The organism is Agarivorans sp. 1_MG-2023 (assembly GCF_030548385.1).
GTDB lineage: Bacteria > Pseudomonadota > Gammaproteobacteria > Enterobacterales > Celerinatantimonadaceae > Agarivorans.
This window is the reverse complement of record NZ_JAUOSJ010000001.1, coordinates 1-15,052: the sequence shown is the minus strand read 5'-3', so window position 1 is coordinate 15,052 and position 15,052 is coordinate 1. Positions and strand designations below refer to the sequence as shown.

Annotated in this window: 17 protein-coding genes; 2 read left to right on the top strand and 15 right to left on the bottom strand. The window is 43.1% G+C overall.

All coding sequences use genetic code 11. The annotated features are described in order from the left end of the window. The 5 genes from Q4592_RS00085 to Q4592_RS00065 all read right to left on the bottom strand — a co-directional run bounded on the left by Q4592_RS00085 (nt 1) and on the right by Q4592_RS00065 (nt 6,008). Nucleotides 1–720: an acyltransferase gene (locus tag Q4592_RS00085; RefSeq protein WP_303508233.1), complete on the bottom strand. Its 720-nt coding sequence runs from the start codon at nt 718–720 to the stop codon at nt 1–3. Nucleotides 721–1,065: 345 nt separating this feature from the next. Further along, nucleotides 1,066–2,505 carry a lipopolysaccharide biosynthesis protein gene (locus Q4592_RS00080; protein WP_303508230.1) on the bottom strand — a complete coding sequence of 480 codons (1,440 nt, stop codon included), beginning with the start codon at nt 2,503–2,505 and terminating at the stop codon, nt 1,066–1,068. After that, the gene (locus tag Q4592_RS00075; RefSeq protein WP_303508227.1) at nt 2,492–3,457 is read right to left on the bottom strand and encodes a glycosyltransferase; all 966 of its coding nucleotides are present in this window, start codon (nt 3,455–3,457) and stop codon (nt 2,492–2,494) included. The genes Q4592_RS00080 and Q4592_RS00075 overlap by 14 nt, the downstream gene beginning before the upstream one ends. Beyond that, entirely contained in the window at nt 3,457–4,509 is a 1,053-nt protein-coding gene (locus Q4592_RS00070) for a glycosyltransferase family 2 protein (RefSeq protein ID WP_303508224.1), read from the bottom strand. The genes Q4592_RS00075 and Q4592_RS00070 overlap by 1 nt, the downstream gene beginning before the upstream one ends. 101 nt (nt 4,510–4,610) lie before the next feature. Then, entirely contained in the window at nt 4,611–6,008 is a 1,398-nt protein-coding gene (locus Q4592_RS00065) for an O-antigen ligase family protein (protein WP_303508222.1), read from the bottom strand. A gap of 70 nt (nt 6,009–6,078) precedes the next feature. On the opposite strand from Q4592_RS00065, the gene Q4592_RS00060 reads away from it, so the two are divergent. Beyond that, nucleotides 6,079–7,023 (top strand): glycosyltransferase family 2 protein, encoded by a 945-nt coding sequence (locus tag Q4592_RS00060; protein WP_303508219.1) that lies wholly within the window; start codon nt 6,079–6,081, stop codon nt 7,021–7,023. A 359-nt stretch (nt 7,024–7,382) separates the two neighbouring features. After that, on the top strand, nt 7,383–7,559 hold the full coding sequence (locus Q4592_RS00055; RefSeq protein WP_154675871.1) for a hypothetical protein: 177 nt from the start codon (nt 7,383–7,385) through the stop codon (nt 7,557–7,559). Nucleotides 7,560–7,652: 93 nt separating this feature from the next. On the opposite strand, the gene Q4592_RS00050 is transcribed toward Q4592_RS00055, so the two are convergent. The 10 genes from Q4592_RS00050 to Q4592_RS00005 all read right to left on the bottom strand — a co-directional run bounded on the left by Q4592_RS00050 (nt 7,653) and on the right by Q4592_RS00005 (nt 14,882). Further along, nucleotides 7,653–8,708, bottom strand: a complete 1,056-nt coding sequence (locus Q4592_RS00050; protein WP_303508211.1) for a glycosyltransferase family 4 protein — start codon at nt 8,706–8,708, stop codon at nt 7,653–7,655. A 12-nt stretch (nt 8,709–8,720) separates the two neighbouring features. Next, on the bottom strand, nt 8,721–9,263 hold the full coding sequence (locus Q4592_RS00045) for a hypothetical protein (protein ID WP_303508208.1): 543 nt from the start codon (nt 9,261–9,263) through the stop codon (nt 8,721–8,723). A gap of 7 nt (nt 9,264–9,270) precedes the next feature. Continuing rightward, entirely contained in the window at nt 9,271–11,385 is a 2,115-nt protein-coding gene (locus Q4592_RS00040; RefSeq protein WP_303508205.1) for an LruC domain-containing protein, read from the bottom strand. A 407-nt stretch (nt 11,386–11,792) separates the two neighbouring features. After that, nucleotides 11,793–12,206: a GFA family protein gene (locus tag Q4592_RS00035; protein WP_303508203.1), complete on the bottom strand. Its 414-nt coding sequence runs from the start codon at nt 12,204–12,206 to the stop codon at nt 11,793–11,795. A 111-nt stretch (nt 12,207–12,317) separates the two neighbouring features. Next, nucleotides 12,318–12,554 (bottom strand): hypothetical protein, encoded by a 237-nt coding sequence (locus Q4592_RS00030; protein ID WP_303508200.1) that lies wholly within the window; start codon nt 12,552–12,554, stop codon nt 12,318–12,320. 111 nt (nt 12,555–12,665) lie between these two features. Next, on the bottom strand, nt 12,666–12,980 hold the full coding sequence (locus tag Q4592_RS00025; protein WP_303508198.1) for a hypothetical protein: 315 nt from the start codon (nt 12,978–12,980) through the stop codon (nt 12,666–12,668). Between the two features lie 70 nt (nt 12,981–13,050). Next, nucleotides 13,051–13,419, bottom strand: a complete 369-nt coding sequence (locus Q4592_RS00020; protein ID WP_303508196.1) for a VOC family protein — start codon at nt 13,417–13,419, stop codon at nt 13,051–13,053. Between the two features lie 117 nt (nt 13,420–13,536). Then, a complete protein-coding gene (locus Q4592_RS00015; protein ID WP_303508193.1) occupies nt 13,537–13,728 on the bottom strand; it encodes a hypothetical protein in 192 nt (63 codons plus the stop codon). Nucleotides 13,729–13,805: 77 nt separating this feature from the next. Beyond that, complete coding sequence (locus tag Q4592_RS00010) at nt 13,806–14,186, bottom strand: hypothetical protein (protein WP_303508191.1); 381 nt, start codon at nt 14,184–14,186, stop codon at nt 13,806–13,808. 144 nt (nt 14,187–14,330) lie between these two features. Next, the gene (locus tag Q4592_RS00005; RefSeq protein ID WP_303508190.1) at nt 14,331–14,882 is read right to left on the bottom strand and encodes a hypothetical protein; all 552 of its coding nucleotides are present in this window, start codon (nt 14,880–14,882) and stop codon (nt 14,331–14,333) included. Between the last annotated feature and the right edge of the window lie 170 nt (nt 14,883–15,052).

The window sequence follows — 15,052 nt, the reverse complement described above, 5'->3', positions numbered from 1 at the left end:
TCACTTCTCCTCAATGGCTTTTATTACTTTGGCAGGAACGCCTGCAGCCATAACACCACTTGGCAGGCTTTTAGTGACTACACTGCTCGCCGCTACAACGGTTCCCTTGCCGATAGTGACGCCGGCCATAATAGACACTCCAGTAGCCAACCAAACATCATCTTCCAGTATTACATCCCCTACCTGCTCGTCTTTCTCAGGTAATCCGGCCGCTCGCTGCTCCGCGTTTAATGGATGGCCCGGATAACCCGCAATAAAGCAGCGTCCGGCAATACGTACATTATTCCCAATCGTTACTTTGCTACCCACTGCGATAGTTGTTTGCCAACCCACATCAACATTATTCCCAATGTGCAATACCGCTTGCTGCGCAGCACTGCAGCGACCACTAAATGTGGTTGCGCCCGAAACACGGCAATCGTTGCCTAAGTGAATAACCAAGCCTTCTCCGAGCAACGGCATTCCACCATATAAGTAGAGGCGTTTTGACGGCCCCAGGGTTTTGCTTCTAAATAGCGGAGTCCACCATAAGATCCTCAGCGTACTTTGCATCACGCCACTCAGCAGTTTGTGTATACGATACAAGCCGCTAAACAACACGGGGATTTTAGGTAATTGAAAAAGCCGTAGGTTTTTTAAGAATGAAAACACTGCTTTCGCTAACGGCGATTCGCTACGTTTTAACCATAACTTGGTATTGTGCAAAAAAAGGCTGCTCATCCGCTTTTCCTCAATTCATCATATTGTTGCTATTGAATAGGTATTAGCAGCATCCGTGCCAGCAAATAAATCAACTATAAAACAATTACTTAGAATCTTTCGAAAAGTGGTTTTGCAAAATGAAAATCAGCGACTAACGGCTAAGTTAAGGTCGTAATAAGGGCTAAATGACCAAGCTTTATCTACCAAATGCATTACGTGCAGAACGAGCTTTAGCTAAAACGAGAAGGGGGAAAGAATGTGTAAGCACTCACAGTGCTTACACAAAGATAAGAAGAAGACACAGACAAAACACAAAGCACTTAAAACCTGACTAAGCCCCCATTCGTGCAGCCTTAAATAAAATCAATGGTTAGCAACGATGCCCAAGGCAGTATTGGGTGCATCGTGGCTAGGCTTTATGATCCAAACAGACCATACCAACAGCCACAATAACGCCAAAGCGGGCAGAATGTGTAACCAAATGCTGTGATTTAACCAGGCCAACGCAGGCAACACGGACAAGGGAGGAATAAAAGCACTTAGCAAAGTCGATACGCGATAGCGCAAAGGTTGTAGAACCAAACTAATGGTAGTGAACAATACAAAGCGCAAGGCAAACACAATGTTTGAGGCAACAATTAAACCCCACACTCCCCAAGTAGGAATCAAGCTGTAATAAAGCACAACCGCCAATAGTGCAGATGCAATATTGATTCTCGGTAACCATACTGGGCTATTAGGTAAATAACAGCCAATGTCGGTAACCGCTGTCGCTAATTTAAAGCCTAGCGCTAGCAGCATTAGTGGCAACCAATCAATACCGCCCAAATAAGCTAACGGCAGCACTTGTTTAATTAGTAAGGGGGCAAATAGCGCAGCGCTTAATAGCAATAACATAATCACCAACATTAAACGCTGATGAGTTAAAGCCACTTCCGCTTGGCCATTGGCTTGCTGCAATACCGCAAATCTTCGCGGTAACCACCAACTTTCTAACACGCCAAATGCCATCGCGGTTGCTTCTATCACTTTAATCATAATGGCATATTGCGCCAGCGTTTCTGCCCCCAACCATTCAGCTAATAACAGTCGGTCAAGACCGTGCATAACAAACAAGGCTAACGATGCTCCTATTAAACAGCGTTGGTAACTCATGGTTAATTTAGCCAAAGCCCAATCAAGTTTAAGCTTGAGTTGTTGCCGACAAAACCAAATCCCTAAACTTAGCCCCACGGCATTTGCCGCAACGCTGGCGACGATAATGGCGTCCATAGCCCAGCCTTGTTGTAGCCCCCACAGAGTAAGCCCTACTTGAGTAAGGCACTGGCAAACGACTAAATAAAAGTAACAATCGGCTCGGCGCTCAATGCGCAACCACATCATTAAAGGCTGCAGGGCAATCGAAAAGGCAATCACCGCAGCTACCCCGGCAAACTGCCAAAAGTGCAAAGCCGAGAACAAATCAAAAGGCAACGCAGCCAAGCTAACAGCGGCTAAAACAGCTAGCGATAAACCATAAGTGAGGCTGAGTAATAATGATGATGAAATAAGGTTACTTTTTGCCGCTGCCGTTTTACATTCTGGATAAAATCGCGGCAAGGCACCTGCGCTAATTTCTAGTAATGAACACAGAGAGAACACCACAACTAAGCTTTCTAACAAGCCGTATTCATGCAAACTCAGGTAACGCGTAGTGACAGGCAGCATCATCAGCCCCATGCCTTTTTGCAGCACCATTAGTAGCCCATACACACCCATTTCTTGCAGCGATTGGCGAGCGTTACGTATCTTATTCCACAGCATAATTGGCTCTCCCTGCTCGCAGGCGAATTAGCCATAAAGCCCATTCGCGATGCTGCCACTTGTTAAAGCTGCTCACAAAATAGTTGTCTTTCACCAAGTCGATGCTTTGAGCTAAGTGATACTTCTCGATTAAATGTTGAGTGAAACGCCAATAGCACAGTAAATCAAACCAACTCACCTGGGTACGTAACTGCAAATAGGCATGTCGACAAAGCATTTCTAAGCATAATGGCGCTGCACTTGGTAATAACTCGCTTTGTTCCATGCGTTGCATAAAGTCGCCAATTGAGCACATACGCGCATACAAACGGCTTTTGTCTGCCCCCGGTTTGCGGCAAATACCGTTAGCGTTATGGCGATAAAAATAGTACGGGTTTTCAATATGCAATATTGTTTGGGCGTATAGCTCCGCCATATAAGAGAAGATTTCGTCTTCAAATAATTCCCCCGCAGGGAAACAAATTTGGTGTTGATGAATAAAACTGCGACGAAACAACTTGTTACATACCGAAGTATTCTCACTTATGTTGCTATGTGCGTATTGCTCAATTCCTTGCGCAGAGAACTTACTAAACCCACAACTCACCCAATCAGCATTGTTGGCAACCGCTTGGTTAAACAAATGGCTATACATTTGTTTATCAACGTAATCGTCGCTATCCACAAAACCAAGGTACTGCCCTTTGGCGTGACTCATTCCAATATTGCGAGCCTGAGCCAACCCTACGTTGGTAGTAAGGTTGACTATTCTCATCGCCAAATTTGATTGCTCGGCAAACTGTTTAGCTAGCAGATAAGCATTGTCTGGCGAAGCATCAATCACCACAATCACTTCAATCGACGTTAAGCTTTGTTCAGCGAGGCTTTCTAGGCATTGCCACAGATACTGTTCGGTATTAAACACCGGCACCACAATTGAAACACTAGGCGAACGATTAAGAATCACACTCATTACTTCGCTCCCTGTGCGGTGAGGTTGGCAAGATCAATATTATCTAAGAATTTTTGCTTTGCTTGACGAGCCTTCACAAAATAGCTGAGCAAAATGATGCGGGGGGCAGAGCCTCTAAATTTAAGGTAGCGACTCACCTTGTAGTCCTGCGAGCAATCACCAGCACGCTCTAATAGTTGATACTTAATCACTAAATGATCAACAAAACTAAAGAAGCCGACCAAATCAATCGCAGAAATGTGGTAGTAAAGTGCGCTTAAAGCGTGATTAGCTAAACACTGCAATAACTCTTCAGCGTGAGCATCAATCGCACCTCGGCGTTCCATGTCAGCTAGAAAACGCGCCAGCATTAATTGCTTGTCGTAAAGGTTAAATCGGCCATGATTGTCACCCCTACATAGTCCTTCGGGGCTCATACGGTAGTTGTAAAGAACTTGGTTCACCTCTGCGAGATTATCGGTGGCGAAACGCGCAGTGTAAGCAAAAGGTTCATCTTCAAAAATCACATTGCTGTAAAAATTGATTTGCTTAGACAGCAGGTAGACTCGGCGAAATAGCTTATTGGTAACAAAGGTATCGTCGTAATACTCTTTAGTAGGAAGGTTGTGATACTCAACACTAGAGTCATGTGTTTCAAATGAGCGCATTTGGCAACTCACTACGTCAGCGTTGCTATTTAGCGCTTCGGAAAACATCAGTTCAAACATGTTGGCTTCAGCGTAGTCATCACTATCTACAAAACCAATGTACTCACCTTGAGCTGATTGCATGGCAATATTACGAGCCATTGATACACCGACATTTTTCTCTAAAACAATTTTTCGAAAACGCTCTGGGTAGTTTAAGCAATACTCTCCCGCAATAGCGGCACAGCTATCTGGAGAAGCATCTATCACTACTATTACTTCTACGTTTTCTAAGGTTTGTTTGGCTAGCGAATCTAAGCAGCTGGCTAGGTATTGTTCAGATTTATATACCGGAACGATTATCGACACATTAAACATGGGATAGCCCTCATAGTTATGATGCTGCCGATAATGGTTAAACCTCATAAAGCAGCGCCTATAACAGCAATACAGCAAGAGCTAGACCACTAATTTAAAGTTTAATAATTTCAGTAAGATAAGGAAGGAAAAAGCAAATTTTAATTGCGCTAAATTACAGGTTTTGCATTCTGCAATGGTTGACGAAGTAGCTGAGCAATAGCCACCACTAAGGCGGTAAAAATATACACTGGCCAAGTAAACCCTTGAGTTAAAAAGGTGCCAGATACAATGGTGCCGAGTAAGCCAGCAAACACGCCTTCTGCGCATGCAAGCAAACCTAGATTAACATTGGCTTGCTGTTTGGCTAACAAATGCAGATTCCCATGAGCCAAGCGACACACTTTAAACACTAAGATACAGAAGACCGTAAATCCTAAAAAACCTGTTTCAGCCAATACCCCAAACCACGTGCTATGAACGGCATGGTTTTTTCCATCCCAATGCGATGAAAAGAAATAGTAATTGGCGTAAAAGTTATCTAAACCAACCCCGGTTAAGGGGTTATACAGAGCCATTTTAAATGCCGCTTGCCAGGCATAAATACGCCCCATTGAAGATTCGTCAATACCGCTTTCGCCGGCACCACCCGAGCTGCGCTCTGACACCCCGGCTAGCACAAACAAAATGGGTAGAGCTAAGGCACCAATACTGATTAATAGGGTTTTGTTTTCAACCCGTCGCCAAGCCAATACCGCGCTAATAGTAGCAATGCCCAGCAATCCGCCGCGACTCTGAGTGGCTAACATAGCCGCGATAATCGCAATGGTACTGCAAACGGCTAACAGCCGAATAAACCAAGATCCTCGCTGCAAACTAAATGCTAAGGCAAAACCTAAAGGAAACAATAAGGTTAAGGCTAAGTCGTTAGGATCTCCCAGTACCGATCCCATAGAACGACCAATAGTAACGCGAGTCCCCTCTACCATCTCCCTGCCAGCAGCAGCATTTTGCAAGGCCACAATGGCAATCATTAAACCGCAGATAAAAAAGGCGATTGCAGCTTTACCAAAGTCTTCCGGCTTACGCATTAACCATGCAATAGCTACCGTCATTAAACCAATTTTACTAAATACACCATTAAAGTAGGCCATGGCTACGGGTCTGCTACTTGCAAAAATAACCCCAATCGCACACAAAACAAAAAAAGCCGTTAACCAGCTTAACTCTCTACTCCAGAAGATTTGCAATTTGCGAGAGATAAACAAATGCCAAGCTAAACAGGCTAGCGAACCTAGCGCCAAAAGCTGCGGTATTCGTAATACATACAGTGCGGGAAAAGCCTCGTGAATACGAAAAAATGAGAAGCAAACAAAGCCTAACACAACCCAAAAAGGTAGCTTAAATACCACCACGACACACAAAGGAATAATCCCTAAAGCTATGGGAATCAGTACATTAGGTAACTTAAGCCACACTAAGCTAATTAAGGCTACCGCTAACAAAGCGCTCACTACTGCTAAGTAACTACGGGGAATGCTTGAGTGTTGCTTAAGGCTTAAATTCATCTTTCTATCTCTCTGGCATAAGTCGTGCTTATGTAGCTACATAAGCAACCTCAATGCCAAGGACACCAATATGTCGAAGCCCACTAAGCCAAACCCCGTTTGTAGTGTGATAATTCCTAGCTACAACTGCTTAAACTATTTAAAGCAAGCTTTAGCGAGCGTAGAGGAACAACGCGTAGACAACTTAGAGATCATTGTTGTCGACGATAATTCCAGTGATGGAACCTGGCAATGGCTACAGCAATATCAACATAGCCACCCTCATCTACGCAGTATAAAATTAAGCGGAAACGGGCCAGCCTATGCGCGAAACATTGCGATAAAACAAGCCAATGCCCCACTCATCGCCTTTTTAGATGCCGACGATATTTGGCTGGAAGGTAAATTACAGCGCCAAATTGACTACCATCAACAACATCCCGAACTTAGCTTTAGCTTTACCGACTATCGCCACGTAAGCGAACAAGGCGAAGACCGCGGAACCTGCTTTGAGTTTTGGCCCAGCTACCACCACCTTGGCCAACAAAAAAAATCATACCAATTCCAAATTAATGCAGCGGCTAAGTTATTTGCTGAAAACGTAGTGGGCACATCAACCGTGCTAGCGTCTAAAGAGGCCTTGTTATCATGTTTCAGTTTTGACGAACACCTACCGTCTGCAGAAGACTGGGATCTTTGGTTAAAACTCGCCTTAACCGGGCCGGTGGCTGTGGGTAGCTATTGTGACTGCGAATATCTAATGCGCGATGGTTCTGAAAGCAGCAAAAGTCAGCAGAGACTTAACGCAATGCATATTATTTATCAGCGCTATGCTAGCCGCATCAGCGGCCAATCCACTGCCGCTCTCACCCAAGCGAAAGCCAGAATAGCCACTGCTGAAGCAGAGTTATTCAATGAGAGGAAACAACGAATGTCAGCGATGATGATGAGACTAAAAGCCTTAAGTTTATCGCCAGATAAACGCCGCTTCATCGAAACTTTGGCAGATGCTCGCAACTTACTCCTATTAAAATGAAGCATGCATGGCTCGCTTTACTTTTTAAGTAAAGACTAAAAAGTAAAGCGAATTACGAAATATCGTTTATTAAAACCCGCCACTATAAAATATTAGTATCTGCCAAACCGCTCAAACCCATGTTTAATAACAATAAAAATTAAAATGCGCCTCTTCTAAAGAAAAGACTAATACTTCACCTTTATTTTATTTCACAAATTTGAATCTTTAACCTAACATTTAACTGTAAGTTAACTCATTACTTACACTGCATGATGGATCATTGCAGTATCGTTAATGAACGCATTGGCCTTTCAATCTACTTAACGGTTTTACCTCTTGGTAGTTACGCAAAAGAGGTCTTTGAAAAAGGGATAACTATGAAAGTATTAAGTTTATTTTTAGCGCTTGCCTTTGCAGCGGGCTCTGCTCAAGCAGTCGGTATTTACGTTTTCAATCAAGATTTCGATTGTACTAAGGTACTTAAAAGCGAGCAGTCTCGTGGCCCTATCACCAAAGCGGTGATAGATGATTGCAAGATGAAAATGAAAAACTAGCGTCGAGCATAAACAAAAAAGCAGTGATAAACTCACTGCTTTTTTACATGCTCTAAGCCACTATAAGGCAATACTCTTCAGCTCAACCGCCTGCTACGCCTCACTTAAACATTGGTAAATATTTTCAAATTGCGGCAGTACCACTTGCGCAGAATAATGCTGCTCTACTGTTTTGCTGGCTTGAATGGCTACACACTGCCTTAGTGCTGCATTCTCAGACCACTCAACAATAGAAGAGGTCCACTGCTGTAAATCAAACCCCGATAACAAAAAGCCATTTTTATGATCTGTAATTAGCCTAGGCAATGCGCCAACATCACTCGCTATTACCGGAATACCCCGCCCCATCGCTTCAAGTGCCGCTAAGGGCAATCCTTCGTTTCGCGAAGGCATACACAACAAATCAATCTCCTGCCAACAGGCGTCCATACAATTTTGCTTTCCACGACATTGTAAGTTTTCCAGTAAAGCATATGATTTACTGGGCTTAAGCTCACCTTCGCCAAACACAACAAAGTTAAACTGCGGTAAGGCTTTCGCTAACTGGTAGAAACGGTCTGGTCCCTTAACATGGGTTAAACGACCAACAAATCCTATGGTGGGTTTATCTTGGCTATCAATTGCAGGCACTTGGTTTGGCACTTCAACAAAGTTATTGATGATCTCTGAGCTAGCCGCTAAACGGTTCGCAATGTCTTCACTTATTGCGATTCTTACATGAGACAAGCCCGCAGAGTAACGATCGATACAGTCATACCAGGCTAAACGCCCTTTGCTCACCTCGCCAGCATGAAAGCTAGAGACCAGCTTAATGGGTTTGAGGAGTCGTAACATACGACTGATTAAACCAGCTTTATAGCCATGGCTATGAATCACACTAGGTAACAAATCGTTCACCGCATGCAATAAGCTGCCAACGCTGCCATCTAAAATCAGCCAAGGTACTTTTTGCTGATTAAGCTGCTGCAACATCGGGTGTGTTTGGGCGTAATCTCGCCAAAACACCACCGACACATTGTGACCTCGCTGATGTAGCGCAATGGCTAAATTAGCCACATGAGACTCAATGCCTCCCACTGTCTGGCTGTCGATAAACAGCCAAACAGCACCCTGTCGAGGCTTAGTGATGCTGGTGATATAGGCTTGCATAGTGGTCACCTATTAAAAGCTAAACGTAGGTGTAGCAGCACTAAGCTCATCAATACTTAGCTCTTGATGAATACGCGTTACATTGCCCGAAGACAGCTGCCACACTTCGGCAACTAAGGTTGAAGCATGTGCAGGCAAAGTAAAGTTGATTGCCATTTGTGCTTGGCTAATTTGGCCACGCCATACACACGAGCTGTATTCAACACTGTTACTAGCAAGATCCTTCCATTGAGTGCAAATGTTTAAGTAAGCACGCTCACTTTCTTGATAGGGGTAAGAGACGTTTACCGCCACATCTTGCTGGTTACTAAACGTAAAACTTTCTGCTACTTGCACTTCTTCTAAGCTGGTTGCCACTGGCTCTGGGCTTGGTTCTGGTGTAGTAGGCTCGGTTGGCGTTGTTGTTACTGGCTCAGGGCTAGGCTCGGTGGTATCAACAACTGTAGCGCTCTCTCCCCCCCCGCCTCCGCCTCCACAAGCCACCAATACGCTAACGCTTAACACCAATAGGCTACTGTTTACACACTGTTTTAACTTAATTAACTGAGTCATCATCTTGCTCCTAATCTTGATAAATAAGTTCGCCGCGGGCATTTTCAAGCAGATACCAATCACTGCTTTGTTGGCCTTCGCTTTGGGCGTACTCTAGGAATTTTGGATAAGCATCAGCCACGCTGATACGCTCGAATGGATACTGCCAGTTGTACGGCACAATAATCGCCCACGGTAAGCCGTTACCTGTTTGGTAATAGCTGCTGGCTGAGGGATTTGATACATCATCAAAGCTTCCCCACAAACTGCTATCTACAGCAGCACTTGGGCTTTGATTTTTACTATGAATCTCTAAACCACGGCCTGGCGAGCTGGCAAAATAAGGGTTACGTGAATGCTCTGTGGCATAAATGAATGGGTCGAACGGCGCACTTGGTAAGGTATTTTTCGCTAAACCCTCATGCATGGGTAGTAGCACTTTAAAGTGCAATTGCCCGGTACCTCTACAATCAGCTTGGGTTTTATAAAAGTCACACTGATTTTGATTGTTAATGTATTCACGTACGTCAGCGGCAATGATGGCGGTAATATCGTTAGTATTCTCGTCCAATACACTGGCTTGTAGTAATTCACCGTTTATCTCATAACGAATAGCGGCAACATCAACCAGCGACTTATCAATCCCCGGTATGCGTATAGCAAAACCATTATGGAAGCTGGCACCTACTGCACGTACTTCGCCTTGCAGCTCAATGCGGGCTACATCGCCGTTAGCAAAGCTAAGCACCTTGGTTTGCAGATTAACCACTAAATCATTTAAGTCGTAATCACCAGCTGCCGGCCAATTATCTTCAAAGGCTACCGTGGCATAACCATCAGCACTTGGGTAGTAACTCACTTGCGTAGCAGAGTCGCCTACATAGATTTGATAATCTTCTACCTCACCGTCTGGCGCACCACCTGTAGCAGTGTTCCCGCCGCCAGAGCTGATTCTGAACCTCGCCCAACGGTCGCCACTTTCGTAGCCTTCGGGCACCGACACCAATAGTGATTGCACACCTTCCACTACAGCTTGGTCGGTAAGCAACTGCTCCTCGTTATCAAAAGTGCCATTGCCATTAAGGTCGAACCAAGCGCTTAAAAAGCCATTCGCCGAGCTGTCCACTTGAATAACAAAGTCCAAACCTACTTGTACATCGGTAACAAATGCTATTCCATCTTCATCATCAAATAAGCGTGAGCTATCATCGCTAGCCGGGTAAACATAAGCATCTGCTTCACCATCAACATTTGAACCAAGCTGAATCCCCCCATCAACTAACTGGTGGCGAGCACCATTGTTAATTAATGAAGTGCCAAAGCTGTCTGGTGCATCACCAAAGTCAATATTGGCATCATCGGCGGCTACTATAGGAGCAATAGCACAACGTGCACCGTCATTATTGCTTGATGCAGGGCCTTGAGCATAAAGCTGAGCCTCAGGAGAGTTAGACGCGATATCAATTTGGAACACTAAACCGTCTGAATTACGGCTAATGTACAAATGGCCGCTTACATCAAAATATACCGCACCAAACGTACCTACTTGGCCAACATTGGCAAGGTTTTCGCTGGCACCAGTTTCTGGGTTAATTCGCCATAAACGTCCTTGGTTATCTACGCTATAAAGCATGCCGTTATCAGGGTGAAACGCCATATCAAAAATTCTAAGATTAAGCGCACTGCCATCAATCACACGTTGCATGCTTAAATAATCTGCATCTGCTGAGTCTAATGACACCCTAAACAAGCCATATGCCGAACCGCTTCGGTAAAGGTAATGAGCATTGTTCTCTACAGCCACATCACCAACATAAAAGCTCACATCGCTAGCAAAACCATTCCAATCCAGCGTTAAAGGCTCTACTTGGTAGTCGTTGCCAATTCGCGCCAGCGTCTTGTGCTGGTAACTCCAAGCATACAAATAATCGTCATGCAGATTAAAGCCAATGGCATTGAGTTTACCGGTGGTTCCCATGTCTTCAGATAGCGTTTGGTAATAGCCGGTGGCGAGATTAACGCCAAACAATTGCGCCACGTTCTGTTGCACGAGAAATGCCTGTGTAGGGCAACTAGAAAATGCTGCACCATAACTACTCAATGGTGAGCAGAGTAAGGCAAAAGCTAAAGGTTTCCATGGTTTCATAAGTAATCCTATCGTTTACTGATTTAGGTCAGATACTGCTTATCAGCAAGAGCCGAGCCAAACTTGTAACGATATGATTAGTAAGAAATTAAATGAGGTAAATAAAAGAAAAGCTAAAGCCTTTTGCATCTTGCAACAGACGATACGTTAAAATATCAAACGGAAAATTTAGCTAACAAATTTCTGCAGGCGCTTGCTGCTACCACTTGAATTTGCTTTTTTGTTTCGACGAGTAAGCGTTATTGGCAATAGCCTTCAAGTAAAACAACAAAGTGCTGGAGGACAATAAATATTGACCATTTTCAAACGCGTTTCTGTACAGAAATGCGTTAGCGCATTCCCTTACTCAAAAGGGGTTAAGATTAACGGAGGCATTGAATAGGCGGGGTTAACGACCAATTAACTATTTACTCTCCACTTTCAAAGTGGGCAAAAACTTCAGCACTTGTCATATTTTGTGTTTCATTTTTAAATTCGTAGTATTCGGGCTTCTCATCAATGAATATTTGATGAGTTAGCGTGTAATCATCCCCTGATATCAATAACCCAACAGGAAGATGATACTGGTTACTTGGCACTAAATAGTAAAACAAGTGAGTACCACATTTACCGCAGAAACCTCTTTCAGCCCAATCAGATGACTGATACCTAACAACGTTTGATTCACCTGATATTTTAACTGAATCAGCACAATCAATAGCTAACATCGGACCGCCAGACCAGTTTCTACACATACTACAATGACAAGCGGCCAATTCGTTACTAACGTACTCTACTTCCAACTTAACCGAGCCACATAAACACGTTCCTTTACCTTTCATAAATCCCTCAATCTTTGCAATGTGTGTGAACTATAGTAGCCGCTAACGCTTTATTTAGCTGCTAAGCGGCGCTAATTGTTCCGCTAGAAACGATTGTTAAATCGTGTAGCGTCAATCACCACCGCCACAACCACCCGAATCACCGCCTGAATCTCCACCACCAAAGCCACCGCCGCAATAACCGCCACCACTGTTACCTGAAACTCCAGAAAGTTTTATTACTAAGGCAAGAACAAAAAGGCTAAATAGGATTGGAAGAAACACACTGAAAAAATCACTATCAGACTCAATGGCCATGAAGTGCCATGTTGACCATAAACCGGCCAAAATAATGATCCATGATTTCATAGTTCATCTCCTGTGAAAATTTAACGCCGCCATTTACGGACGGAGTGGGTTGGCGATTTTTGTGCTCCGCACAAAAAGTGACAGCACACGAAGTTCCGCAACATGACCTTGTTATAAGGCATTTTCAAAATACCAAGTGTCAGCAAAAACGTTAATAAACCCCATATCACCTTCGAGACTGAAACCTGAATCAGTTACTTCAACCGATTCTACCTCTCCAAGGCTGGGTACACCGTCGCATGTGGTAAAGTTTGCCTTCAACGTTAGCCCAACAAACTCAACTAAAATTGGACTGGTGTTTTTGTTGTGAGCAAATAATTTAACTTTCTGCCCACTTTCAGATAACAATACAAACTCAATACATAGGCTCTCTTGTTCATGGTTCATCGACAGCAAGTAAGATCCAGCAAGTTCATTGAGATTCATGTTTTGCCTTATAACGCTTACAGCATTGGCGCGGTCTTTTTCGCGTCCATTGCCTGTGATTGTTATGTCGCTATTTAGCGACAGGTTCGCCAAACCGAATTGCATTCCCGTAGGGGTCGTCAATTTGCATTTCACTCATACCCCAAGGCTGTTCGGTTAATTCGTACCGGAATGGAGCATCTCGCTCTTTCAGCTCCGCATAAAGTTCTGATACGTTTTCCACTCTAATATAACAGCTACTATCAGAACCAATAGTTCGGGCGTGATTTTCACTTTCTGCGCTCCAAAAATGAATCTCTGCGTCATCTCGGGTAAGAATTAAGTGTCCATGATCTGGAAATATTGCTTCTACTTTAAATCCAATCTTAGATTCAAAAAATTCCGCAGTAACTTTTATATCTCCAGATGGCAATTGAGGTATACCTTTCCCTAGTTTCATTACCGATTCTCCAATTGGACATAACGCCTAGTTAAGAGGAAAAATATGGTTGGCTATACTTGAGCGAAGCGAACAGCCAACTGTATTTTTTCCTTTTGAACTTCTTGTTATAACTTTTTACTCTTTACTATCAGACGAGCCTGAATCGTCACCACCTGATGTCGGTGCTGTACTTGGCGCTTGTTCCATTGTAGGTATATTGGCACTATTACCAACATTATCTAATGTTGTATTAACGCTTTCCATACTTGGAATATTTGCACTTTTAGTGATATTTGATTCACCTGTAATAAATTTTTTATCCGTCATAGTTGTTTCTCCGTTTGTTAAGTTGAATGTAATAAATGCTATTAAAAGGCAGATTGCTACAGAAAATGTCAAACCTGTTAATAAGTTAAGGTAATAATTGATAGAAGCAAATACATTTTTTTAGAAAATGCATCTTCAATACAATTTTTATAATAATCTCTGGCGTTATTTAATTGTACTGATATAGCTTTGTTGCTTATTAGATACGCACACAATGAACATATGACACTTATTGCTAGTAAGACCCAAGCAGATTTTAATAACAAGGTGTGTGTAGCTGTATTAAATGGAACAACAAATTTTAATACAGTCAAAGACAGAGCTAGACTACTAGAAGATAAAGTAAGTATTGCTTTGTCATAATTTTCTGTATTCGACAAATCTCGTGACAATAAGTCATCCCGTAATTTATCAAACATTTGATCTGCAACTATTTGCTGTTCTTTTGATCTAGCCATGTGCACCATATTCAGAGAAAGTTATAACGCCGCGTTAAGTAGTGAGCAACGCTACCACCAAACCTAAACCATACTACCTTAAACACAAAACCCAACGATGGAATGAAAAATGCCATGCGTTGGGAATCTGTCTTAAACGCTTTGTTAAATTCGGAACCCAATCATAGCACCTGATTTGATTAGAAAATCCTCACCAATTAACATTGGGTGGTATTTCATCCCTCCCGTTAGCTCATCTGGATGCTGGGCTATCACTCCACCTATACCTTCTTTGTGATTGTTAATCACCGCATAGCTAGTAGGGAGTGAAAGATCGATTATTTCCATAGTGGGTAGAGTCAACCAAGCGTGGATATTTAAAGTTGAACCTTTGATTCCATTTTCCAAGATGTTCAACAAACTCTCTTCTGTTTGATGGAACATTAACCTTTCGTTCGTTTCAACATAACCGATAGTAAATTGGCATGGCATACCCACTATATTACTCATCGGTTCCAACAATCTAAAATGGAAGGACAAGCATTGAGCAACCACATCTTCAACATCCGGTTCACCAATATGTTCCTGAAATGCTTTTGCAAAACCACCCATCAGTTCAGGGGTTAACAGTCGACCTTCTTGGAATCTCACAATTGGACAATTAAGTCCAAATCCTTTTGTTCTTTCTACCGCGTTTTTGAATTCTTGTTTATACATAGTCCATCTTCAACCTTAAGCAATAAGTGTCACTTATGTATATATGAACAGTACTGAAGAGTTTCAAGTGTCTGAGAGAATTTAACGCCCTGTTCTAGCGAATCCCCTCATAATCCTCTGAGAACTCATATAAGTAGACGCGCACCCCGTGGTTTGATCTAATTAATTTC